The sequence below is a fragment of the Mesorhizobium captivum genome, assembly GCF_033977165.1.
Taxonomy (GTDB): Bacteria; Pseudomonadota; Alphaproteobacteria; order Rhizobiales; family Rhizobiaceae; genus Mesorhizobium; species Mesorhizobium captivum.
In genome coordinates this window covers 1-21,238 of sequence record NZ_JAVIJB010000019.1, presented here as the reverse complement: position 1 = coordinate 21,238, position 21,238 = coordinate 1, and the positions used below count along the sequence as shown (strand labels likewise).

The following is a 21,238-nucleotide window of genomic DNA, read 5'->3' as shown; positions in this document are numbered from 1 at the left end:
AGTCCGCGATTTGTCAACAGAAACGGCCCGGAAATCCAGCAATTGTGAAGACGTAACCTTAATCGCGATGCTTAATCGTGGTCTTGTCCTTGCGCCGGCTCAATAGCGGAATTGCTCTGCAAGAATACGCTCGTTCCAAGAATGGTTGGGGTCGAACAGCAACGTCGCCGTCGCGGTCGGCGATTCCCGGACCGTGACCGAGGCAATCGCCTTGACCTCGGTATGGTCGGCGGCGGCGTTAACCGGGCGCTTTTCCCACTCCAATATGTCGAAGCGCACCGTTGCCTTGTTCGACAGCAGCGCGCCGCGCCAGCGTCGAGGCCGGAAGGGGCTCACCGGCGTCAGCGCCAGAAGCGGCGCATCGAGCGGCAGGATCGGCCCGTGCGCCGACAGATTGTAGGCGGTGGAGCCTGCCGGCGTGGCAATCATCACGCCGTCGCAGTTCAGTTCCTCCAGCCGCACCTGCTCGTCGACGGTGATGCGGATTTTTGCGGTTTGATAGGACTGACGCCAAAGCGCCACTTCGTTGATCGCCAAAGCCGAAACGGATTCTCCGTCATGCGTGACTGCGACCATTTCCAGCGGGCGGATCGTTTCGGACACCGCCCTCGCGATGCGCTCATCGAGACCGCCGGCGCGATATTCGTTCATCAGGAAGCCGATGGTGCCACGGTTCATGCCGTAGACTTTCTTGCCGGTGCTCATCGTGTCGCGCAGCGTCTGCAGCAGGAATCCGTCGCCGCCGAGCGCAATGACGATCTCGGCATCCGCGACAGGCATCTGCCCATAGCGCGCCGACAAGGTGTCCAGCGCCGCGCGAGCGTCGTCGGTATCGGAAGAGACGAAGGCGAAGCGGCTGGTTTCTTTGCTCATGGCTCCCAGGGGGCGACCGCTTGCATGGCCGCGCCGGCGACGGCGTAGCATGCGGCGCAGGCCTCTGCAAAGGGCGGCTGCCGTGCCTCGAAGGGAAGGCGCAATCGCGCTTCGTGACAGGCGTGCAACGAATGTGATGACCGGAATGGTTAAGACGAAGCTTAAACACTCGTAAAGCCGGATCGATCATGTTAGCCGGCAGTGGATGGGTGGCGGGGGCTAGCCAGTCGAGAGACCTGTCTATTGCCGGTGACGCGTCTGATCATAGTCTTCCTGATGATGGGAAGTTTCGCCCTCATGTTCGCCGAACTGGTGCGGCATTCGGAAGAGATGAGTTTGCGGCCGCAGCAGCCCACGGTCTCCCGTTGCGGCGACGCCGCCGGAACGCCCTGTCCGCAAAGGGCGCTTTAAAGCGCGTCGCGATCTTTCAGATTCGCTTCATGCGCTTTAGTTTTTGATTTTACGCATGTCTTTATCCCGAAACCGGTCCCACTTTCGGGAGACATGCTTTAAGTCAGCATCGCAAACAGCGTCGGATCGTTCAGCTGCTCCGCTGCAGGTGGCAGCCGGCCTTGCGCTTGTGCGCCAGATACTCATCGATCAATTGGCGATAGCGCACCTTGCCGAAGCTCGGGAAATGGCCGCCATGCACGACCGAGACGTCGATGTCGCGCATGGCAAGCAGCGTCTCCACATAGTCCTCGATGTCTGAGTGGTAGACGTCGTCGATCAGCGGCCCGTCATAGACGATGTCGCCGGACAAAAGGATGCTCGTCTTCTTCTCAAAGAGCGCGATGCCGCCCGGCGAGTGTCCGGGCGTGTGGATGACCTCGAAGGCACGGTCGCCAAGGTCGACAACGTCTCCATGCTCGAGCAGGTGGCCGGCAGGCGCGGGTAGGATGCGGTAGCGCGCAGTGTCCCAGCCCTCCGGCCAGCGATCGAACATCTCCTCATTGGCATAGCGGTCGGCGACCGTCCATTCGTTGCGCGGGTCGGCAAGGATGTCCGCCTCAGCCGAATGCACGCAGCGGTCCGGGAATTCGTGATGGCAGCCGATATGGTCGAAATGCGTGTGGCTGGCGACGCAGACGAGCTTGCGCTCGGTGACCAGCGGTACATGGCGCCTGAGGCTGAAATGGCCAAGCCCGGTATCGAACAGCAGATCGCGGTCGCGGCCGCGCACATGCCAGACGTTGCAGCGGAAGAACGGTTTTATCCATGGCTCGTGGATCAGCGTGACGTCGTCGCCCATGCGGATGGTTTCGTACCAATCCGAAGCTTCGATAACCGGAAGCGTGCTCATTGCTCAGTCCGCCAGCAGGATGATGTCTTGAGCGTCGCATGAAACCGCGATCGTGTCGCCTGCCTGGACAGAGGCCGAAGCTGGAGCCTTGGCGATGAACTCCAGAGCGGGATCCAGCGTCGAGCTGGCCAGCACGCGCTTGAAGCTGCCTTGGAAAACGACGTCGCTGACTTTGGCGGTACCCAGCGCGACATCGCCTTTGGCTTCGCCGAGGACGAGGTGCTCGGGCCGGATGGCAAGCGCAACGCCGGCGCCGGCCGGCGAAGTGCCGGGCAGCGAGATCGGGCCGAGCTCTGTCGTGACCGTGATGCACCCATCCCGGGAATCGCCAACCTTGCCGGCGAGGATCGTGCTTTCACCCATGAAGGTGGCGGAGAAGCGCGTCTTCGGCCGCGCATAGACGCGCTCGGGCGAACCTTCGTCCTCGATGCGTCCGTCATTCATCACCACGCAATGGTCTGCCAGCGCCATCGCTTCTTCCTGATCGTGCGTGACATGGACGAAGGCGGTGCCGACGCGCTTCTGAATCGCCTTCAATTCATCCTGCATCTGCCGGCGCAGTTTCAGGTCGAGCGCGCCGAGCGGCTCGTCGAGCAGCAGCACCACCGGCTCGATGACCAGCGCGCGTGCCAGCGCCACGCGCTGTCGCTGGCCGCCGGAGAGCTGATGCGGCTTCTTGTCGAAGGCAGCCGCCAGGCCGACAAGGGCAAGCGCCTCGCGCGATTTCGCCGCGCGAGTCGCGCCGTCGACGCCCTGCATGCGCAACCCGAAGCCGACATTGCCGCCGACGCTCATATGCGGGAACAGCGCGTAGTCCTGAAATACGGTGGTCGTCGGACGCTTGGCCGGCGGCACGGACGTGCAGTCCTCGCCGCGAATAAAGACCTTGCCTTCGCTGGGCGTGACAAAGCCGCCAAGGATCGACAGCAGCGTCGTCTTGCCGGAGCCGGACGGCCCGAGCAGGATCGTGTAGCTGCCGGGCTCGATAGCGAGCGAGACGTTCTTCAGCACCGGGAGCTGGCCGAAGCGATGCGAGACGTTGCGGATGTCGACAAGGGGCGCGCTCATGCCGGCTTTCTCCGCAACAGCGTCAGTTCGAAAAACACCACCAGGACGATGGAGACGGCAAAGACCAGCGAGCCGACGGCATTGGTCTTGGGATTGAGGCCGGAGCGCAAGAGATTCCAGATTTCCACTGGGAGCGTCGTCTCGAAGCGTGTGAGCAGGAAGGAGATGACGAACTCGTCCCACGAAAAGGTCATCGACAGGAAAAAACCGGCGAAGATCGCCGGCGCCATCACCGGCACGGTAATCATCAGCAGCACCTTCCATTCGGCGGCGCCGAGGTCGCGCGCGGCGCGCTCGATGTTGATCTGGTGGTCGCCCATCTGGCTGTAGATGATGGCGAAGCAGAGCGGCAGGTTGATCACGACATGGCCGATACCGGCGGCAGTGAGCGACTTCGGCACGCCGGCCCAGTTGAACAGCACCAGCAAGCCCATGCCGATAATGAGATAGCTGACGGTGAGCGGCAGCGCGATCAGCCCGCGCAGCAGCGCCGAGCCCGGCAGCACGAAGCGCGCAAAGCCCCAGGCGGAGAGGAAGCCGAGCGTGACGGACGTCAGCGAGGAGAGCACCGCCACCAGCAGCGAATTGACCAGCGCCGAGGTGAGCCGCGTGTCGGACAGAACAGCTTGGTACCAGCGCAACGAGGGGCCGGTGAAGGGTGGGATCGGAAAGGAGGTCGCCTGCAGCGAGAACAGCACCAGCACGACCACCGGCAGGAAGATGAAGCCGTAGATCAAGATGGCGTAGAGCCAGGCGGCGAAGCGGACGATGGTGCGCATGGTCAGGCTCGCTCGATCTTCAGCCAGCGGGCGCAGGCGAGATAGGCGATGGTGACGACGGCCATCAGGATGATCGACAGCGCCGAAGCCAGCGGGAAATCGCCGCGGCGTCCGATCTGCATCATCACCAGCTGTGGCATGACCAGCTCGTTGTTGCCGCCGAGGATCTGCGGCGTGATGTAGTCGCCGATGCAGAGCACGAAGGTCAGGAAGGCGCCGACCATGATGCCCGGCAGGGTGAGCGGCAGCACGACATGCAGGAAGGTGCGCACCGGCCCGGCGCCGAGGTCGGCGGCGGCCCTGCGGTAGCTCGGGCTGAGTTGCTTGAGATTGGCGAAGATGGTCAACGTGAGAAGCATAACAAAGAAGTGCACGAAACCGGTGACGGTGGCGAAACGCGTGTTGGCAAGCTGCAGCGGCTCGGTAATGAGGCCGGTGCCGGTCAGCGCCCGGTTGATGACGCCATTCTGTGCCAATACCAGCAACCAGGAATAGGAACGCACGACATAGGATGTCCAGAAGGGCAGCACGGCCAGCATCAGCGCCAGCCGCTGCCAGCGCTCCGGCACTTGTTCCGCGAGGATCCAGGCAAAGGGGTAGGCGAGCAGGATGGAGATCACGGTGACGATCATCGTCACCTCCAGCGAGTTGACCATCGCCCGCCAGTAGGACGGATCGGTGAAGAACTGGCTGTAGTTGGCGAGCGTGAATGCGCCGCCCTCATGCGCCGTGAGGCTGGAAAGCCCCATGGCGATGAAGGGCAGCACGAAGAACAGCAACGTCCATGCCAGCGCCGGCGTGACCAGCGCCCAGGGCAGGGCACGCCCTTTGTTTGCCGCAACGCTCATCGGCCGGTTACTGCGCCTGCAGCATCTCGGTCCACATGTCCTGCATCTTCTTGTCGAGATCGGCGTTCGGCGCCGGATAGGCCTGGGCGCGGGCGAGGAACCCGGGCTGCTCATCGAAGCGCAGGATCTTCTTCTGCTCGTCGGTCAGCGCCGCCTTGCTGTTCGAGGGCATGCCCCAGTAGCAGGAGGACGTGGCAAGCCGCGCCTGGCCTTCCGGGCTCATGATGTACTGGATGAACTTCAGCGCCATGTCCTTGTTCTTGGAATCCTTGAACATGGCGAGCGACTGCGACCAGAGCACCGCGCCTTCCTTCGGGATCGAGAAGTCGAGCGCCGGGTTTTCCTTGGCAAGACCGGCCGTCACCCATTCGCCGCCGCCGACCAGTATGTCGACCTCGCCTGTGGCTAAGGCGGTCTGGCTGGCGGTGACTTCGCCGACCAGCTTGGCGTTGGCCTTCATCTTGAGCAACTCGGCCTTGAGCGCGGGCAGGTCGGCCTCGGTGAGCTCGGCGGTCTTCTTGCCGACGGCCAAAGCCGCCATGCCGATCACCGGCAGGTAGTAGTCGTATATCGCGACCTTACCCTTGTATTTGTCGCTGGTGAGCGATGCCAGCGACTGCATGTCGGCCGGATCGACCTTCGTCTTGTTGAAGCCGATGGTGTTGTAGCCGAACTTTTCGGTGATGCCGTAGCGTTTGCCGTCGATGACGGTGGACTTGTCCATCGTCACTTCCGGGAAGAGGTCGCCGACAGGCAGCTTGTCCTCGGGCAGCGGCTCGAACAGGCCCTTTTCGACGCCGCGCGGCACGTCGATGGAATCGATCACCATCACGTCCCAGTCGCCGGGCTGCGATTGCTCGACGATTGCCAGGCCGGCGCCGGTGCCCTCGAACTCCTTGACGTTGATCTTGACGTTGTTGGCCTCCTCGAAGGGCTGCAGCAGCGCCGGATCGGCATGGTCGCACCAGATCAGCGCGTTGAGGTCGGCAGCCTGAGCGCTGCCGGCGGCCACGAGCAGCGCCGCGGCCGCGCATGCTGCGACGAGGCGGGACTTCAGGGTGGAAAGCGGATTCCGGGCGTTGACGGTCATCGAGTGTTCTCCCTGCCTTGCTGGCTTGTTGGAGAAAACTTGAACCAATTATAAAATTGAGTCAATTATGATTTTCTGGCAAAGAGGCCGATATGAGCGGATTGCGCGAACGGCAGAAGGCGGACCGGCATCGCCGCATCATCGATGCGGCCACCTTGCTGTTTCGCGAGGCCGGCTATGAAGGCGCCAAGATCGAGGCGATCGCAGCACAAGCCGAAGTCTCGATCGGCACGATCTACAATTACTACCAGAACAAGGGCGACATCCTCGGCGCCATCGTTGCGCTGGAGGTCAACGAGGTGCTGAATGCCGGGCGAGGGGTGGTCGCCAGTCCGCCCGCCAATGTCGGCGATGCGCTGGACACGCTGATCGGCATCTATATCGAGCACTCGCTGAACTATCTGAGCAAGGAGATGTGGCGCCAGGCGATGGCGATCTCGACGCAATTGCCCGACAGCCCCTTCGGCCAGGCCTACACGGCGCTCGACCGCGCGCTGACTGAGCAGCTCCGCGCGCTGATCGCGCGGCTGCAGGAGATCGGCGTGGTTCGCGCCGATATCGACGGGCCGGCGGTGGGTGAACTGATCTTCAACAACATGAACATGATGTTCATCGAGTTCGTGAAGCGCGACGAGGCGAAGATACCGGAACTGAGGGCGGCGATCCGAAGGCAGAACCGGATATTGGTGGCGGCGATCGGGGTGTGAGACGATCGAGGCGAGGGCCAGAGCATCCCCTAACGGTTGATCAGCCATAGGATCGCCGAGAGCACGACGCTGATCAGTATTCCGGTGGTGATGGGAACGTAGAGCCTGAAATTCTCACGCTCGATCACGATATCGCCGGGCAGCCTGCCAAGGCCGATCCGGGTCATCCAGGGCCACAGCAGGCCTATGGCAACTATGCAGAGACCAACGACGATCAGTGTGCGCGACATGGCGGCATCCCGCCGGAATAGCATCCTGCCGGAGATATATAGAGCGACGGGTCTTGCCGGCAGGGCCAGGTGCGAAGCCCGCTCTGGTTTCGGCTATCGGGTGACTTTTTCGCCACCTAGACCGCGAAGGCGCTTTACTCCCCGAGATCGCCTCTTGCGTTGAAACTGAAATCTGCTACAACTTATAAGGGCATATTTCCATCTGGCATTGGGCAATCGTGCTGCTGTTGATCGGCGTGCCTGTTATCTTTGCCATCCGCTCGGCGATCAAACCGTCGCAAAATCCAGGCAGTTTGGTGGGATTTGGAGGCTGGCTTATGCTGCTGGCAATCGGTCAGACCTTGTCGTCGTTCCGCACGTTGGCTGAGCTGTTCTCCTCGAGCGAGGGCTACCAACAGCTCATGCCGCTGGCCAATGGTCCTTTGGCCGTCTGTGGCGAAATCGTGCTGTTGTTGGCATTTGCAGTGCTTCAGGTGGTTGTTCTCTTCGCAATGCTGCGGCGGAGTCCACGCTTCAAGCAGCTGTTTTTGTATCAGTGGATTGCGATTCCCGTGGTGTTCATCCTCGACGCTGTTTGGACGTCCACTGTTCTCGGCGTTCCGATGAGCCGAGTCGTTGCCGGAGACGCACTGGTCGCGCCGATCGCGTCGTTTGTCGTGACCGGAATTTGGGTTGTCTATGTCTACAAGTCCGTAAGGGTGCGGAACACCTTCGGCGGACTGGCGGTGGGTCAGGTTGCTGCTGCCTAGTAGTGGGCTGCTCTAGCTGTTTGCAGGTAGCTTGTGCCGCTGCGCGGCGCTGAAATCGGATCGTCCTCAAATGTCGGACAGATTCACCACCTTCGTGTCGTGATGCCTACCTCTATTGGAGCAGACGAGGAGACGATCGGAAAGTTCGTCTCGGGAGCTACAATGCCGCTTGGATTTCGCGGTCACCCGAGAGGGAGGAGATTATGAAATACCTGGTAAATTGGAACGAGCGGCCACAGGGATCGGCGATTGAATACGAGAACGTCCAAAAGCGCATCCTGAAAATCTTCCAGCACTGGGAAATACCCAGCGAGGTCAAGGTGCATGCCTTCGTGGCGCGGGTGGGCGAATGGGGCGGCAGCATGCTGCTCGAGGCAGATGACCCGCTGGTAGTCCACAAAATGTGTTCGACCTTCCCGGCCTTCCAATTCGACGTCCATCAGGTCATCGACGTTCCGGACGCGGTCCGCGTCGAGATGGAAGCTATCAAATGGCGGGATGAACTTCCTTCGTGAGCGGCGGCCGACAAGGCGGCGCATTCGCTGCGTATGCTGCCGCTTACTCACCAGGAAACCCCGAAGAGTGAGGCGCAGACGCGCCTTCGTCTGTCGACTTTCGGGACGGCCCGCCACCCGAAGCTCGAAGAGCGAAGGATGGTGCCCCCGGCAGGGATCGAACCCGCGACCTTCGGTTTACAAAACCGCTGCTCTACCAGCTGAGCTACAAGGGCACGGCGCTCCGGTAGCACATTCCGTGCGCCAGTAAAGACAAAACTCCGTTTTGGGTTGCTAATGGACCGCGTGGCTTAGCCGGCATGGGTGAAATGCGGCGCGTCGCCTCCTACATCTCTGTAAGGTGCAATCGCGCCATACGGGGTGCCGCATGATCAGATTCGTCATCATCCTGCCGCTTGTCGTCGTGACCTGGCTTCTCCTGGTGAAGGCCGTCAGCGATCTGAAGAAGGCCAACATCGACTGGACGGGCGTTGCCACCATCGCCGGCTTCATCGCGCTCGCTTTCTGGCTGCGCCACATCACGGGGATGGGGTGAGGGGAGCGAATAGGGAATAGCGAATAGCGAATAGGGCTTTCGGTTCGGCGCATGCCATTTCCCTACTCGCTATTCGCTATTCGCTATTCGCTCGTTTCTTCGAACCTTTTGCCGCTTCGCCGCGAGATCTCCCGGGGCGAATGGTCGCCTCGATCAAGGATCCAGGAGATCATCATGTTGAAGCGTACGCTTACGTCCGGCCTCGTTGCCGTCTTCGTCGCCACCGGCGCGCTCGCCGCCACGGTCGAGACGTCCTCGGCTCACGGCAACCACCACCACCATCATCACCATAATCATCACAAAAAGCCTTGGTGGTGGTGGCACCACAACCATCACCACAATCACCACGGCAAGGTGATCATCTTCCTTTGACGAGAAGACCAATTGTCTCGAAAGGGCGGCTCCGGCCGCCCTTTTTGCGTTCGAAGCAATGAACTGGCCGGGGGGCGACTGGTCAGAAAAATTGCTGGGCGAAAAAAAGCGAAAAAACTTTCGAACCTTTTCTTAAGCCGCCGCGACAGACGATCAAGAGGCGGATGGATCGCCTCGGTTAACGAAACCAAGGAGATCGTCATGTTCAAGCGCACGCTCGTTTCCGCCCTGATCGCCACCACTGTCGCCGCCGGTACGCTGGCCGGCACCATCCAGCCCTCGGCCGCCCACGGCCATCACCACCACAACCGCGAAATCGGTATCGGCATCGCTGCCGGCGTCGGCGGCTTCGTCCTCGGCAGCCTTCTGTCCCAGCAGCAGCCACAGCCGGTCTATGTCGACGAATATGGCGGCGGTTCCTGGCATGTCCGCCGCTGCATGGCCCGCTACGCCAGCTACGATCCGGACTCCAACACCTATATCGGCTACGACGGTTACCCGCACTATTGCCGCCTCTGAGAGGGGCCGGAACAACGACGGGAAGAGGGGTTGCACGCAGCCCCTTTTTCGTCTTGAAACAAGTGTTTAGAGTTAAGTCTTCGGGCCAGCGTCGAGGATCGGCAATCCGGCCGTGCGGCAGGCTGCGCCGACGACAAGCCTGCCATTCGGCGACCCGTCGCCCATGGCGACGAGTTCGAAGCTGCTTCCGGCATCCGGGAAAATCTTGGCGATGAAAGGTTCGTCGCCGCCATAGGCGCCTGAAGCGTTCCTGACAGTACCGCAGACCACGATCTCCTGGTGGCCGTTCAGCGCCCGCTCGCCGGCAAGCATCGCCCCGAATTTGGCGAAGGCAGGATCATGCAAGCGCTGGCGGATGCCGGTGGTGATGATCTCTTCCAGCGCAAGTGAGATCGGAATGGAATCGACGCGCTGGCCGCCGGCATCGGGTTGAGGCGCCGCCACGCATCCGCAAAGTGAGGCGGCGAGCAAAAGCTGAACCGTTTTCCGCATCCATGCCCTTTGGCATGCATTCGAACGCTCCGGCAAGACGATCAAGTCCGACGCAGCCGACGGTGTACAGCGATTTTACGAGCGTCTAATCTATTCCTCGACCGGCAACTGAGGGGAGGGTGGCTTGGACAAACAGGATCCGAAGGAAGACCGAGTCGAGCCGGTTTTTCGTAACGGCACTGTCACTATCGTCGGCATCCTGCTGGCGTTTTCGCTGGGCTTCATCACCCATTGGGCGGCCAACCCGATCCCGTGGCAGACCTACCATCTGGTTGCCGTCGTACCGATCCTGGTCGGTATTGCCTTGCAGATGCGAGCGCTCGCCATTCTGCTCGACATCAAATCCCTGCAGCGCACCATTCATGATCGCGCCAGCCGGATATTCATCGCCGGCCTCATCTTCACGGCCTGCGGCGTCGGGCTGGCGATCCTGCTCGATTTCTTCGACATAGCGGCCAAAAGCGCCCTGCCGGGCGCGTCCTGATCAACCCGTCACACCGCCAATCATCTTTGTCACTTCCGCCGCAGCCTCGCGTACTAGCGGGCCGATCTCGGCAAGACGTTCGGGCGTCACCCGAACGGTCGGGCCAGACACGGAAACGCCGCCGATCGGTTCGCCGAACTCGTTGAAGATGGCGGCGGCCACGCAGCGCATGCCGGGATGGCGTTCCTCGTCGTCGACCGACCAGCCGCGATGCTTGATGGTCGCGAGATCGTGGGCGAGGGCGGAAATATCGGACAGCGTCTTGTCGGTGTAGCGCTGCAGGCCTGCCTTGCGCAGGATGGCGGCCACCCGCTCGGGCTCGAGATGCGCCAGCACCGCCTTGCCGATGCCCGAAGCATGGAAGGAACTGCGCGTACCCGGCCGGAAGAAGGCGCGGATCGCCTGGTGCGTCTCGACCTGGCTGACGAAGACGACGCAATCGTCCTCGGCAACGCCGAGATTGGCGGTTTCGCCGGTCTTCTCCATCAATTCCTGCATGACGATGCGGGCGCGGTCGACCAGTTTTCTGCTGCGCAGGAAGGCGGCACCCATGCGGTAGGTCTCGACGCCGATCGACCAAAGCTGGTCGGTCGAGTCGAATTCGACCATGCCGTGGTTCTCCAGCGTCGTCAGCATGCGGTAAGCGGTGGAGGCGGCGATGCCGCTGCGCGCCGCGATCTCGCTCAGCGACAGGCCGCTCGCTTCGGCGACGATCGCCAGTATGCGCAGCGCTCGGTCGAGCGACTGCACCGAGGCCGCTTCCGACGGACCGTTGAAGGCGCGCGGCCGCCCGCGCTGGCGTTTCTCCGTGGTTTCCATGCGCGCATTCTGGTCGATTTCCCGCCAAGCGCAATGAAAAAGTTTTTCATTGATCTCTAAGGCGATTTTCTGGAAAACGAAAAGCGGAGTAAAATCAGTTTATAAGCGGCGTTTTCTAGAAATGAAAAAATATTCTGAAAAAATTGAAAAATCACAAGCGCGCTGGCATTCTCAAGCCAACCAACGAAGTGGAGGCTGGACATGGCCAGGATGCGCGCTGTCGACGCAGCGGTTCTCGTTCTCGAAAAGGAAGGCATCACCAATGCATTCGGCGTGCCGGGGGCGGCGATCAACCCGCTTTACTCGGCGCTGAAGGCGAGGGGCACCATCCGCCACGTCCTTGCGCGCCACGTCGAGGGCGCCTCACACATGGCCGAGGGTTTTACGCGCGCCAAGGCGGGCAATATCGGGCTGTGCATCGGCACGTCCGGCCCGGCCGGCACCGACATGATCACCGGGCTCTATTCGGCATCGGCGGATTCCATTCCGATCTTGTGCATAACCGGCCAAGCTCCCCGCGCGCGCCTCAACAAGGAGGATTTCCAGGCCGTCGACATCGCCGCGATCGCAGCACCCGTCGCCAAATGGGCGGTCACCGTCATGGAGCCTTATCTGGTTCCGATGGCGTTGCAAAAGGCGTTTCATCTGATGCGCTCCTCGCGGCCAGGACCGGTGCTGATCGATCTGCCGCTCGACGTGCAGCTCGCCGAGATCGAGTTCGACATCGACGCTTATGAGCCGCTTGCCGTCTTCAAGCCCGCGATGACGCGCGCCCAGGCCGAGAAGGCGCTTTCGATGCTGAACGAAGCGGAAAAGCCGCTGATTGTCGCCGGCGGCGGCATCATCAACGCCGACGCTTCCGATTTGCTGATCGAGTTCGCCGAAGTCACCGGCGTGCCGGTCATCCCGACGCTGATGGGCTGGGGTGCGATCCCCGACGACCACCGGCTGATGGCCGGCATGTGCGGCCTGCAGACCTCGCATCGCTACGGCAACGCGACGATGCTGGCTTCCGACTTCGTCTTTGGCATCGGCAACCGCTGGGCAAACCGCCACACCGGCTCGGTCGACGTCTACACCAAAGGCAAAAAATTCATCCATGTCGACATCGAGCCCACTCAAATCGGCCGCGTCTTTGCGCCCGACCTTGGCATCGTCTCGGATGCGGGCGCTGCGCTGAAGATCCTGCTCGACGTCGCCACCGAATGGCGCACGGCCGGCAAGCTGCGCGACTGGTCGGGCTGGGCGAAGGAATGCCAACAGCGCAAGAAGACGATGAAGCGCAAGACGCATTTCGAGCAGGTGCCGCTGAAGCCGCAGCGTGTCTATGAGGAGATGAACAAGGCGTTCGCCCGCGATACCACCTATGTCACGACGATCGGACTGTCGCAGATCGCCGGCGCGCAGTTCCTGCATGTCTACAAGCCGCGCAACTGGATCAATTGCGGCCAGGCCGGCCCGCTCGGCTGGACGCTGCCGGCCGCCCTTGGCGTGCGCGCTGCCGATCCGGATCGCGACATCGTCGCGCTTTCCGGCGACTACGATTTCCAGTTCATGATCGAGGAACTGGCCGTCGGCGCGCAGCAAAAGCTGCCCTACATCCACGTCGTCGTGAACAACGCCTATCTCGGCCTGATCCGCCAGGCGCAGCGCGGCTTCTCGATGGACTACGAGGTCAGCCTCGCCTTCGAGAACGTCAACCGGGCGGACGACCCCGAGGCCGGATACGGCGTCGACCATGTCGCGGTCGCCGAGGCGATGGGCTGCAAGGCGGTCAGGGTGAGGAAGCCCGAGGAGTTCGCCGGCGCCTTCAAGGAAGCGCAGCGGCTGATGAAGGAGCACCAGGTTCCGGTTGTTCTCGAATTCATCCTCGAGCGCGTCACTAATATTTCCATGGGTACCGAAATCGACAAGATCACGGAATTCGAGGAGCTTGCCGAAAGCCATGAGGATGCGCCGACAGCTATCGTGATGCTCGATTAAGGTCCGGCGCAGAGAAGGAGAAAAAGAATGCCGCGTTTTTCAGCCAATCTTTCGATGCTCTTCGGCGAGCACGAGTTCCTCGACCGCTTCGATGCCGCCGCCCGCGCCGGCTTCAAGGGCGTCGAATATATCGGCCCCTACGACCATGCGCCGGATGTCGTCGCCGCGCGGCTCAAGAAAAACGGCCTGACGCAAGTCCTCTTTAACCTGCCGGCCGGCGACTGGGGCAAGGGCGAGCGGGGCATTGCTGCGCTGCCCGACCGGGTACCGGAATTCCGCCAGGGCGTCGCCAAGGCAATCAGCTATGCGCATGCGCTGGGCTGCGAGCAGATCAACTGCCTTGCCGGCATCGCGCCGCAGGGCGCCGACCGCGCCGTTCTGGAAAACGTCTTTGCCGAGAACCTCGCTTTCGCGGCCGAGAAGCTGGAGCAGGCCGGCATCAGGCTGTTGATCGAGCCGATCAACACCCGCGACATTCCGGGCTTCTTCCTGAACTACACCGACCATGCGCTGGCGCTGATCGACCGCATCGGCTCGAAGAACCTGTTCCTGCAATACGACATCTATCACATGCAGATCATGGAGGGGGATCTCGCCAGTACCATCGAAGCAAACCTCGGCCGCATCGCGCATATCCAGCTTGCGGACAATCCCGGCCGCAACGAGCCGGGGACGGGCGAGATCAACTATCCCTTCCTCTACGAGCATATTGACCGCCTCGGCTATTCCGGCTGGATCGGCGCCGAATACAAGCCGAAGGCCGGCACGGAGGCCGGGCTTGGCTGGTTCCGGCAGTTCGCCGGGCAGGGCAGCGCGGCGGCTTAGCGGCTATCGCAATTGAAGTAGCGTTCCTTCGCGCCCGCCTCTGGCCTGCCGGCCATCTCCCCCACAAGTGGGGAGATCAGAGCTCGCCCCTGCGACGTTGGGAGATGTCCGGCAGGACAGAGGGGGGCGTGAAGGAACGCGGCCTAACAAAAAGCGGAGCAAAATCATGGAAACCATAGGCTTCATCGGACTGGGCATCATGGGCGCGCCAATGGCGGGGCATCTGCTTGACGCCGGCTATCCGGTCGTCGCCAGCGATCATCGCTCGAAGCCGCCGGCCGATCTCGTCGCCAAAGGGCTGAAGACCGTGACCGGCAATGATGCCGTGGCCAAGGCTGCCGACATCATCATCACCATGGTTCCGGATACGCCGCAGGTGGCCGACGTGCTGTTCGGCGAGAATGGCGTCGCTTCAGGTCTGTCGAAGGGCAAGCTCGTCATCGACATGAGCTCGATCTCGCCGATCGAGACCAAGGAATTCGCGAAGAAGATCAACGATCTTGGTTGCGACTATCTCGACGCGCCGGTGTCGGGCGGCGAGGTCGGCGCCAAGGCGGCCTCGCTGACGATCATGGTCGGCGGCGAGGACAAGGCGTTCGAACGAGCGAAGCCGGTGTTCGAGAAGATGGGCAAGAACATCACTTTGGTTGGCCCGAACGGCGTCGGCCAGACCACCAAGGTCGCCAACCAGATCGTGGTCGCGCTGACCATCGAAGCTGTCGGCGAAGCGCTGGTCTTCGCTTCAAAGGCCGGCGCCGATCCGGCCAAGGTCAGGCAGGCGCTGATGGGCGGACTCGCCGCCTCGCGCATTCTCGAAGTGCATGGCGAGCGCATGATCAAGCGCAGCTTCGCGCCTGGCTTCCGCATCGAACTGCACCAGAAGGACCTCAACCTGGCGTTGGAAGGTGCAAAGACGCTCGGCGTTTCGCTGCCCAACACCTCGACCACACAGCAGCTGTTCAACTCCTGCGCCGCCAATGGCGGCGCCAAGGAAGATCATTCAGCGCTGGTCAGGGCGCTGGAGCGGATGGCGGGGCACGAAGTGGCCTAGTAGCGAATAGCGAATAGGGAGTAGCGAATAGGGGTTGCGGGCCAGCAGGCCATCGCGTCCCGATTATTCGCTATTCGCTATTCGCTATTCGCTATTCGCCAGGAATTTCCTTGCCGCATAAAGGCTCACCGCCGCCGCGTTCGACACGTTGAGCGAGCGGATGGCGCCTGGCATGTCGAGACGGGCCAGCGCCGTCACCGTTTCCCGCGTCTTCTGGCGCAAGCCTTTGCCTTCGGCACCCAGCACCAGAGCGATCTTGTCGCCGGCGAATGTTTTCTCCAACTCTGCCGGCCCGTCGGAATCGAGCCCAATCGTCTGGAAGCCGGCCTCGTGCAATTGGCCGAGCGCATCGGCCAGGTTCTTCACCTCGATCTGGTCGATATGCTCGAGCGCGCCGGAGGCGGATTTCGCCAAAACGCCGGATTCCTGCGGGCTGTGGCGCGCCGTGGTGATCAGCGCACCGGCGCCGAAGGCGACCGCCGAGCGCAGGATCGCGCCGACATTGTGCGGATCGGTCACCTGGTCGAGCACAAGGACGAGCCTGGTGTCGCCGAGCGCGTCGAGGCGCTTAGGCTTGAGCGGCTCGGCCTCGATCAGCACGCCCTGATGGACGGCGTCCGAGCCGGTGATCTTGTCGATGTCCTTCGGCTCGACCATCTCGATCTTGAAGGGCAGGGCAGCGAGATCGCCGATCGCCAAGCGCTCGGCGGCGTTTCGCGTCACCAGCATTTTGTTGATCTTGCGCCGCCGATTGTCGAGCGCCGCCCGCACCGTGTGTAGGCCATAGAGCCGCACCAACCCCTCGGCAGGCGCTTCGCCCGGCGGCACAGGCTGGCGCGGTCGGAAAGCGGGCGCGCCGCCAGCCTTCTGGTCGCGATGCGCGCGCCTAAGCTTAGCGTAGTGGGTATCCTTTGGCGTGCCCGGCTTGTTGCTTTTGTTGTCGCTCATGCGGGCCTCTATAGCCGTCTCGTCCGGCTAAGGATATGGGCCGCGGCAATGAATGCCGAACATCCTCGAAAAACCCTGGCCACGCCGGTTGACACCCACCGGCCTTGCCGCCATAAGGCGCATCGCTGATTTCGGAGAAGATCTTACTTGGGCTCCGGATCGGCATGAATGCCTCGTTGCATGGCTCCGGCGGCAGACTGGAGAGGTGCCCGAGTGGTTAAAGGGGACGGACTGTAAATCCGTTGGCTTAGCCTACGTTGGTTCGAATCCAACCCTCTCCACCACTGCCGGCCCGGAAGCCCTGAAACGAAAAGTCTCGGACCGAAAGTGCATGGCGCTTTTCGGGTGAATCCGGTACTTCAGTGTAAGGCGCGGGTATAGCTCAGTGGTAGAGCAGCAGCCTTCCAAGCTGAATATGCGGGTTCGATTCCCGCTACCCGCTCCAGATTTCCGTCAGCATCGCTGATCGCACGAAACCGCCACGCGCCGTAGCGCGCAGCGCATTCGAAAGTGCCATAGCGCTTGCGGTCTCCCGAGGCGAAGGCGAGTCCATGCCGGATCGCAGCCGCTGGCGTCCGGCAAAGTCTTCGTCGAGGTTGCTCTCCTGGCGCCAGCCCGGCAAAGGGAAGGCTGACCGCCCCAGGAGAGGTCGGGTCACGGCTTCGGGCGGTAGCGCAGGTGGGTGACGTACGGCGACTGGACCGCCCCCAACTGCTCCAGCTCGATATGTTTTACGCAGAGGTGCTCGAAAAGGCGCGTGCCGAAACCGAGCATCACGGGCGCGATCTGCACCCTGATCTCGTCGACGAGCCCGGCCTTGAGGAAGTGCTGGGACACCTCGGCGCCCATCAGCCGCACTGCGCTGTCCCCGGCCGCGGCGACGGCCTGCGCGTAAGCGTCCTTCACGTCGGTGACGAAGGTGAACGTGCCACTCTTCTCGACCCGCGGCTCCAGCGGGGCGTGGGTGAGCACGAAGCACGGGGTCGCGAACGGCGTGTCGTTCCACACCCCGTAGCCGACGTCGAAAGTGCGTCGGCCCAGCACCACCGCGCCCGTCGCCTCGTGGCTGTCGCTCTCGGCTTTGGCATCGACCGGGCTGGACGAGCTGTTAGACAGCCACTCGTGCAGCCGCAGGCCGCCCTCACCCATTGGGTGCGCCACGCTGACGTTGGGGCCGGCCATGAAACCGTCCAGCGATATGGTGGCGTCAATGAGCACTTGTGTCATCGGCTATCTTCATCGCAGGGCCGACGCGCTCCAGCGCGTCCGATGGGAACTAGCTAGCTATGGTCGCGGTAATCCTGAAATTCGCCATGTCGTGAGTTTTGGGATTTCTGCGACATTCGCTGATCTGCACTGGCCGGAGGAAATCTAGTCTACCACCGCGCCGCCGGTGAGATTGATGACGGCCCCGGTCATTGACGCCGCATGCGGTGAGGCAGCGAATACGGCGGCATTCGCCACCTGATCAAGCGTGGGAAGCTGCCTTAGCATCGTTCCCGCCGCTACTCCCTCCATCATCTCCTCGAGGCTGATGCCTGCGCTTCGGGCGACAGGCTCGAACACATCGCGGGAGTGAGAGCCCATGGCCGCAGCCTCTGGAATTGCGTGCGACCGTATGCACACGACCCGGACACCGGCCGGAGCGAGTTCTGCCGCCAGCAGCCGTGTCATGCCTTCCGTGGCGGCACAGGAAACTCCGTAGCCGAGAAATCCTGTGCCGGGCATTCGAGCGCCCGGTGTCGATGGCATCATGATAACGCCCGAGCCCCGAGACGCCATGTGCGGCGTCACGGCTCGGGCAGTGATGAAGTATGCCGTCGCGTAGGCCGTGATCGGATGAAGGAAGTCTGCTGCCGACAAATCGGTGAGAAGGATGCCCTGCACATGATTTATGCCAAGTCCATTGAACGCGATGTCAATCCCGCCCGCCTTGGCAGCAACACGCGCTGAATGCAGTGCGACCTCCTTCTCGTTGAGGGCGTCGATGACAGAAACCTCGGCGCGACCGCCTACGCTACGAATGTCATCTGCGACCGCATCCAGCTTTTCCTTTGTTCGGCCAGCGAGGAAAAGTTCGGCTCCTTCTTTCGCAAAAGCGCGTGCAACTGCCCCGCCTATCGCGCCGCCGCCGCCGTAGACGATCGCCACCTTGTTTTGCAACATCATTGTTCACCTCGGAAACCGATTGCATTTCGCAATTGGTTTCTGTACCGTCAGTGATACGAAAATGCAATCGGTTTCGAGGTAAAGAGGGAATGAGCATTCCCTTTTGGTCCCTGCCCCTAGCTGTTGAAGGCCGAGGCGACCTGATGGTGCTGCGGGATCTGGCCGTTCGGCGTCAGCTTGTCGACGATGCCGGGCAGCGCCGTGGACAATTGCTGCAGCAGTTCCTGTTCGTTCAAACCTGTCCGCTGCGCGATCTCGCGGATGACCTGCGGGCCGATCGCTGCGCCAAGGTCGTTGGAGTTGATCGGCTGGTTCTGGCCGGTGCCGACCCAGGAATCGGCAACGCCGCCATGCCCGGCATCCTTGAGCTTGTCGAGCAGCCCGCCCAGTCCGCCGAGCAGGCCGCCATCGGCGGAGGTTCCGGTTGCGGCGGGAGTCGGTAGCGGGGCTTGAGGTTCGGCCGGCTGTTCCTCGCTCCTGCCGCTCAGCATCTTGCCGACCAGCAGCGCACCGAGAGCGATCATCAAGGGTTTGGTGATGTTGCCGCCGGGAACGGCGTTGTCAAAAAGGCCCATAGTGGATCTCCTATCAACCAAGTCCGCCCGGCGCCACAATGGCGCAACCGGGGGGAATTTCAAGCTGTCTTGAGCTTTTGACAATCATATGAAAATGATTGGCGCGGCGGGGATTGGAGGGAAAAATGGGCATCATCAGCTGGATCATTCTCGGCGTCGTCGCCGGTTTCATCGGCAGCAAGATCGTCAACAAGACCGGCCAGGGCATGATAATGGACATCGTGCTCGGCATCGTCGGCGCCATCGTCGGCGGGGTGATCTTCAGCGCCTTCGGCGCGTCGGGCGTCACCGGCCTCAACATCTGGAGCCTGATCGTCGCCGTCGTCGGCTCGGTCGTCGTGCTCTGGGCCTATCACCAGTTCTCCGGCAAGCGCACGCTGTAGCAGCAAAGCGCCAAAGCGAACGCCGCAGGAGCGCTAAGCCGAGGCCAGCCGTCCGGGCCGGCCACGGGCGGCGTGTTGCGTGGTCGGCGGGCCTGCTGCTAACAATCTGGCTGCCGTCCTTCGATCGGCCCTCGGTCAAACGGCCGGGTCGGGCACGAATTCGCGGACCTCTTGAGCACAGCGGCAGGCCACGGCGACTTTGGCAGCCCACTCCAGGGCCTGTTCGCGTGAGGACACATCGACGACACAGAAACCGCCGAGGTACGCCTTGCTTTCCGGGCCGTCGGTGACCGTCCCGTCGGTGGCCACCACGCTCACGTCCTCGTGGTTCGTCAGCCCGCCGCCGAACACCCACACGCCGGCGTCCTTGGCCTCCTGCACCACCGCGTGCGCTGCCTCGGCAACATCGGGCAGATCCTCCTTGGGGAAGGTCATCGCGCCGTCATCGAACGAAATCAGATACCGCGCCATCTCGGGCTCCTCGCGGGAGGAGAGTGACACGACAGCCCTGGCAAGGCCAGAGGTTGATCGGCGTCTGACCGGCGCAGGGCAGATCGGCTCGGTTCGAGTAGACGGGTTGACAATGCGCGTAAGTCATTAGGCCAGTTGCGGATCGGACAGCCTCAGGCGACCACCGCCAGACGCCGCCGTCTTTCGTCGAGCGACACGATCGCCAGGCCGCTGCCGATGACCAGCAGGATGCCGCAGACGGCAAGCGCATTTGGGAATTGGCCGAACACCAGCAAGCCGGAAATCACCGCCCAGACGGTGAAGCAGTAGTAGAAGGGCGCCACCGCGCTTGTCGGTCCGACGCGATAGGCCATGAAGATGAAGAAATGGCCGAAGATCAGGAACAGGCCGGCGCCGGCTATGAGCAGCAGGTGGCGACCCTCCGGCACCACCCACTGCTCGGAAACGACATGCGCGATCCCTGAGCCGATCAGCACGACCAGGACAGCAGAGATGGCGACGATCATGCCGGGCACCTCGGCGCCCACCTTGCGTCCGGCGAGGTCGCGCGCCGCGGCCAGGGCAGCGTTGCCGAGCGCCAGCAAGGCATAGATGGAAATGCCTTGCATGGTCGGCTGCGCCACCATGAGCGCGCCGACAAAGCCGAGGCCGATCAGCGCCATGCGCGGGGCGCCGATCTTCTCGCCGAACAGCATCGAGGATCCGACCAGCACGATAAGCGGCGTGATCTGCCCGAGCGCCGTCGAATCGGCGATCTGCATGTTGGCCAAGGCAACGACGTAGCAAAGGATCGCCGCCAGTTCGCAAACGTTCCGGCGCAGCACCTTGCGCTCGAATAGCAGCGGGATCCGCTTGCCATAGCCCAGCATGAAAAGCAGCGGCATGCCCCACAGCGTCGCGGCCGCGCCGCGCAGCAGAAGCACCTCATAAGGCGGCAGTCCTGCGGTCGCGAGCTTCATCATCGTGTCGTTGACGAGGTAGGACCCCGTCGAGACGATCATGAACAGCGGTCCGCGGATATTTGCCGGAATGAACTGCATTTACCGAAGAAATCAGAGGCGTGTCGCGGCGGCAATGGGCCAGTTCCGGGCGATCTTGCTGCTATCCGCAGGAAGCTGTTGATGAGAAGCCGAGGCGTCGAACCGCGCGCCCGTTTGAATTCGTCTGCGGCAATCCTATATCCGCGCCATATCCTGAAATTGGATCATAGGTTCGGGTCGAGCGCCAGAACGCTCAACCACAAGGCACTTGTGTTTTTCGGCCGTTGTCGCTAATCGCCCCGCATTCGACTGAACTGAAGGTCAAGGCCGCCCAAGGAAAGAGACTATGGCAAAAGGTAAATTCGAGCGCACCAAGCCGCATGTGAACATTGGCACGATCGGTCACGTCGATCATGGCAAGACGTCGCTGACGGCGGCGATCACGAAGTATTTTGGCGAATACAAGCGCT

The 21,238-nt window shown here is 62.2% G+C and carries 27 protein-coding genes and 3 tRNA genes; 14 read left to right on the top strand and 16 right to left on the bottom strand.

Annotated features, from left to right (window positions below; translation table 11 throughout):
• Nucleotides 1–99 precede the first annotated feature (99 nt).
• The 6 genes from RFM40_RS17285 to RFM40_RS17260 form a co-directional block, all read right to left on the bottom strand.
• Nucleotides 100–873 carry an NAD kinase gene (locus RFM40_RS17285; protein ID WP_320220652.1) on the bottom strand — a complete coding sequence of 258 codons (774 nt, stop codon included), beginning with the start codon at nucleotides 871–873 and terminating at the stop codon, nucleotides 100–102.
• A 541-nt stretch (nucleotides 874–1,414) separates the two neighbouring features.
• A complete protein-coding gene (locus tag RFM40_RS17280; RefSeq protein WP_320277875.1) occupies nucleotides 1,415–2,176 on the bottom strand; it encodes an MBL fold metallo-hydrolase in 762 nt (253 codons plus the stop codon).
• 3 nt (nucleotides 2,177–2,179) lie between these two features.
• Complete coding sequence (locus RFM40_RS17275) at nucleotides 2,180–3,244, bottom strand: ABC transporter ATP-binding protein (protein ID WP_320277874.1); 1,065 nt, start codon at nucleotides 3,242–3,244, stop codon at nucleotides 2,180–2,182.
• Nucleotides 3,241–4,023, bottom strand: a complete 783-nt coding sequence (locus RFM40_RS17270; RefSeq protein ID WP_320227682.1) for an ABC transporter permease — start codon at nucleotides 4,021–4,023, stop codon at nucleotides 3,241–3,243. Before RFM40_RS17270 ends, RFM40_RS17275 begins: the two co-directional genes overlap by 4 nt.
• Before the next feature lie 2 nt (nucleotides 4,024–4,025).
• Nucleotides 4,026–4,871 carry an ABC transporter permease gene (locus tag RFM40_RS17265; protein ID WP_320227681.1) on the bottom strand — a complete coding sequence of 282 codons (846 nt, stop codon included), beginning with the start codon at nucleotides 4,869–4,871 and terminating at the stop codon, nucleotides 4,026–4,028.
• 7 nt (nucleotides 4,872–4,878) lie between these two features.
• On the bottom strand, nucleotides 4,879–5,961 hold the full coding sequence (locus RFM40_RS17260; RefSeq protein WP_320277873.1) for a polyamine ABC transporter substrate-binding protein: 1,083 nt from the start codon (nucleotides 5,959–5,961) through the stop codon (nucleotides 4,879–4,881).
• Nucleotides 5,962–6,053: 92 nt separating this feature from the next.
• Between RFM40_RS17260 and RFM40_RS17255 the strand changes: the two genes are divergently transcribed.
• Nucleotides 6,054–6,668, top strand: coding sequence for a TetR/AcrR family transcriptional regulator (locus tag RFM40_RS17255; protein ID WP_320277872.1), 615 nt, complete (start codon nucleotides 6,054–6,056; stop codon nucleotides 6,666–6,668).
• A gap of 29 nt (nucleotides 6,669–6,697) precedes the next feature.
• On the opposite strand, the gene RFM40_RS17250 is transcribed toward RFM40_RS17255, so the two are convergent.
• Complete coding sequence (locus RFM40_RS17250; protein ID WP_320277871.1) at nucleotides 6,698–6,898, bottom strand: DUF2905 domain-containing protein; 201 nt, start codon at nucleotides 6,896–6,898, stop codon at nucleotides 6,698–6,700.
• Between the two features lie 218 nt (nucleotides 6,899–7,116).
• Here RFM40_RS17250 and RFM40_RS17245 point away from each other — a divergent pair, with 218 nt between their 5' ends.
• The gene (locus RFM40_RS17245; RefSeq protein ID WP_320277870.1) at nucleotides 7,117–7,647 is read left to right on the top strand and encodes a DUF2569 family protein; all 531 of its coding nucleotides are present in this window, start codon (nucleotides 7,117–7,119) and stop codon (nucleotides 7,645–7,647) included.
• 203 nt (nucleotides 7,648–7,850) lie between these two features.
• On the top strand, nucleotides 7,851–8,162 hold the full coding sequence (locus RFM40_RS17240; protein ID WP_059184794.1) for a DUF3303 domain-containing protein: 312 nt from the start codon (nucleotides 7,851–7,853) through the stop codon (nucleotides 8,160–8,162).
• Nucleotides 8,163–8,301: 139 nt separating this feature from the next.
• On the opposite strand, the gene RFM40_RS17235 is transcribed toward RFM40_RS17240, so the two are convergent.
• Nucleotides 8,302–8,377 (bottom strand) — tRNA-Thr (locus RFM40_RS17235).
• Nucleotides 8,378–8,529: 152 nt separating this feature from the next.
• Between RFM40_RS17235 and RFM40_RS17230 the strand changes: the two genes are divergently transcribed.
• The 3 genes from RFM40_RS17230 to RFM40_RS17220 all read left to right on the top strand — a co-directional run bounded on the left by RFM40_RS17230 (nucleotide 8,530) and on the right by RFM40_RS17220 (nucleotide 9,588).
• Entirely contained in the window at nucleotides 8,530–8,697 is a 168-nt protein-coding gene (locus RFM40_RS17230) for a hypothetical protein (protein WP_292303059.1), read from the top strand.
• Between the two features lie 174 nt (nucleotides 8,698–8,871).
• Nucleotides 8,872–9,069 (top strand): hypothetical protein, encoded by a 198-nt coding sequence (locus tag RFM40_RS17225; protein WP_320227675.1) that lies wholly within the window; start codon nucleotides 8,872–8,874, stop codon nucleotides 9,067–9,069.
• Between the two features lie 201 nt (nucleotides 9,070–9,270).
• Nucleotides 9,271–9,588: a BA14K family protein gene (locus RFM40_RS17220; RefSeq protein WP_320220640.1), complete on the top strand. Its 318-nt coding sequence runs from the start codon at nucleotides 9,271–9,273 to the stop codon at nucleotides 9,586–9,588.
• A gap of 72 nt (nucleotides 9,589–9,660) precedes the next feature.
• Here RFM40_RS17220 and RFM40_RS17215 read toward each other — a convergent pair whose 3' ends face one another.
• Nucleotides 9,661–10,080, bottom strand: coding sequence for a hypothetical protein (locus tag RFM40_RS17215; protein ID WP_320227674.1), 420 nt, complete (start codon nucleotides 10,078–10,080; stop codon nucleotides 9,661–9,663).
• A gap of 124 nt (nucleotides 10,081–10,204) precedes the next feature.
• Between RFM40_RS17215 and RFM40_RS17210 the strand changes: the two genes are divergently transcribed.
• Entirely contained in the window at nucleotides 10,205–10,564 is a 360-nt protein-coding gene (locus RFM40_RS17210) for a hypothetical protein (protein ID WP_320227673.1), read from the top strand.
• On the opposite strand, the gene bhcR is transcribed toward RFM40_RS17210, so the two are convergent.
• Nucleotides 10,565–11,383 (bottom strand): HTH-type transcriptional regulator BhcR, encoded by an 819-nt coding sequence (gene bhcR / locus RFM40_RS17205; protein ID WP_320227672.1) that lies wholly within the window; start codon nucleotides 11,381–11,383, stop codon nucleotides 10,565–10,567. It abuts the gene before it with no gap.
• Between the two features lie 201 nt (nucleotides 11,384–11,584).
• On the opposite strand from bhcR, the gene gcl reads away from it, so the two are divergent.
• From gcl to RFM40_RS17190, 3 genes are all read left to right on the top strand, one after another.
• A complete protein-coding gene (gene gcl, locus RFM40_RS17200) occupies nucleotides 11,585–13,366 on the top strand; it encodes a glyoxylate carboligase (RefSeq protein WP_320277869.1) in 1,782 nt (593 codons plus the stop codon).
• A gap of 27 nt (nucleotides 13,367–13,393) precedes the next feature.
• Nucleotides 13,394–14,191, top strand: a complete 798-nt coding sequence (gene otnI, locus RFM40_RS17195; protein ID WP_320227670.1) for a 2-oxo-tetronate isomerase — start codon at nucleotides 13,394–13,396, stop codon at nucleotides 14,189–14,191.
• A gap of 166 nt (nucleotides 14,192–14,357) precedes the next feature.
• A complete protein-coding gene (locus RFM40_RS17190) occupies nucleotides 14,358–15,242 on the top strand; it encodes a 2-hydroxy-3-oxopropionate reductase (RefSeq protein ID WP_320277868.1) in 885 nt (294 codons plus the stop codon).
• Nucleotides 15,243–15,326: 84 nt separating this feature from the next.
• On the opposite strand, the gene RFM40_RS17185 is transcribed toward RFM40_RS17190, so the two are convergent.
• The gene (locus RFM40_RS17185) at nucleotides 15,327–16,190 is read right to left on the bottom strand and encodes a TrmH family RNA methyltransferase (RefSeq protein WP_320277867.1); all 864 of its coding nucleotides are present in this window, start codon (nucleotides 16,188–16,190) and stop codon (nucleotides 15,327–15,329) included.
• Between the two features lie 199 nt (nucleotides 16,191–16,389).
• On the opposite strand from RFM40_RS17185, the gene RFM40_RS17180 reads away from it, so the two are divergent.
• A tRNA-Tyr gene (locus tag RFM40_RS17180) sits at nucleotides 16,390–16,474 on the top strand.
• Nucleotides 16,475–16,561: 87 nt separating this feature from the next.
• Nucleotides 16,562–16,635: transfer RNA gene (locus RFM40_RS17175), tRNA-Gly, on the top strand.
• 209 nt (nucleotides 16,636–16,844) lie between these two features.
• Here RFM40_RS17175 and RFM40_RS17170 read toward each other — a convergent pair.
• The 3 genes from RFM40_RS17170 to RFM40_RS17160 form a co-directional block, all read right to left on the bottom strand.
• Nucleotides 16,845–17,417, bottom strand: coding sequence for a dihydrofolate reductase family protein (locus RFM40_RS17170; RefSeq protein ID WP_320227667.1), 573 nt, complete (start codon nucleotides 17,415–17,417; stop codon nucleotides 16,845–16,847).
• A gap of 144 nt (nucleotides 17,418–17,561) precedes the next feature.
• Complete coding sequence (locus tag RFM40_RS17165; protein WP_320277866.1) at nucleotides 17,562–18,356, bottom strand: SDR family NAD(P)-dependent oxidoreductase; 795 nt, start codon at nucleotides 18,354–18,356, stop codon at nucleotides 17,562–17,564.
• 119 nt (nucleotides 18,357–18,475) lie between these two features.
• Complete coding sequence (locus tag RFM40_RS17160; protein ID WP_320227665.1) at nucleotides 18,476–18,934, bottom strand: YidB family protein; 459 nt, start codon at nucleotides 18,932–18,934, stop codon at nucleotides 18,476–18,478.
• 125 nt (nucleotides 18,935–19,059) lie between these two features.
• Between RFM40_RS17160 and RFM40_RS17155 the strand changes: the two genes are divergently transcribed.
• Nucleotides 19,060–19,317, top strand: coding sequence for a GlsB/YeaQ/YmgE family stress response membrane protein (locus RFM40_RS17155; protein WP_320227664.1), 258 nt, complete (start codon nucleotides 19,060–19,062; stop codon nucleotides 19,315–19,317).
• 135 nt (nucleotides 19,318–19,452) lie between these two features.
• Here RFM40_RS17155 and RFM40_RS17150 read toward each other — a convergent pair whose 3' ends face one another.
• Entirely contained in the window at nucleotides 19,453–19,788 is a 336-nt protein-coding gene (locus RFM40_RS17150) for a YciI family protein (protein WP_320227663.1), read from the bottom strand.
• A gap of 152 nt (nucleotides 19,789–19,940) precedes the next feature.
• The gene (locus RFM40_RS17145; RefSeq protein ID WP_320227662.1) at nucleotides 19,941–20,828 is read right to left on the bottom strand and encodes a DMT family transporter; all 888 of its coding nucleotides are present in this window, start codon (nucleotides 20,826–20,828) and stop codon (nucleotides 19,941–19,943) included.
• 286 nt (nucleotides 20,829–21,114) lie between these two features.
• Here RFM40_RS17145 and RFM40_RS17140 point away from each other — a divergent pair.
• Nucleotides 21,115–21,238 (top strand): GTP-binding protein (locus tag RFM40_RS17140; protein ID WP_246677656.1); only part of this gene is annotated, 124 nt, incomplete at its 3' end.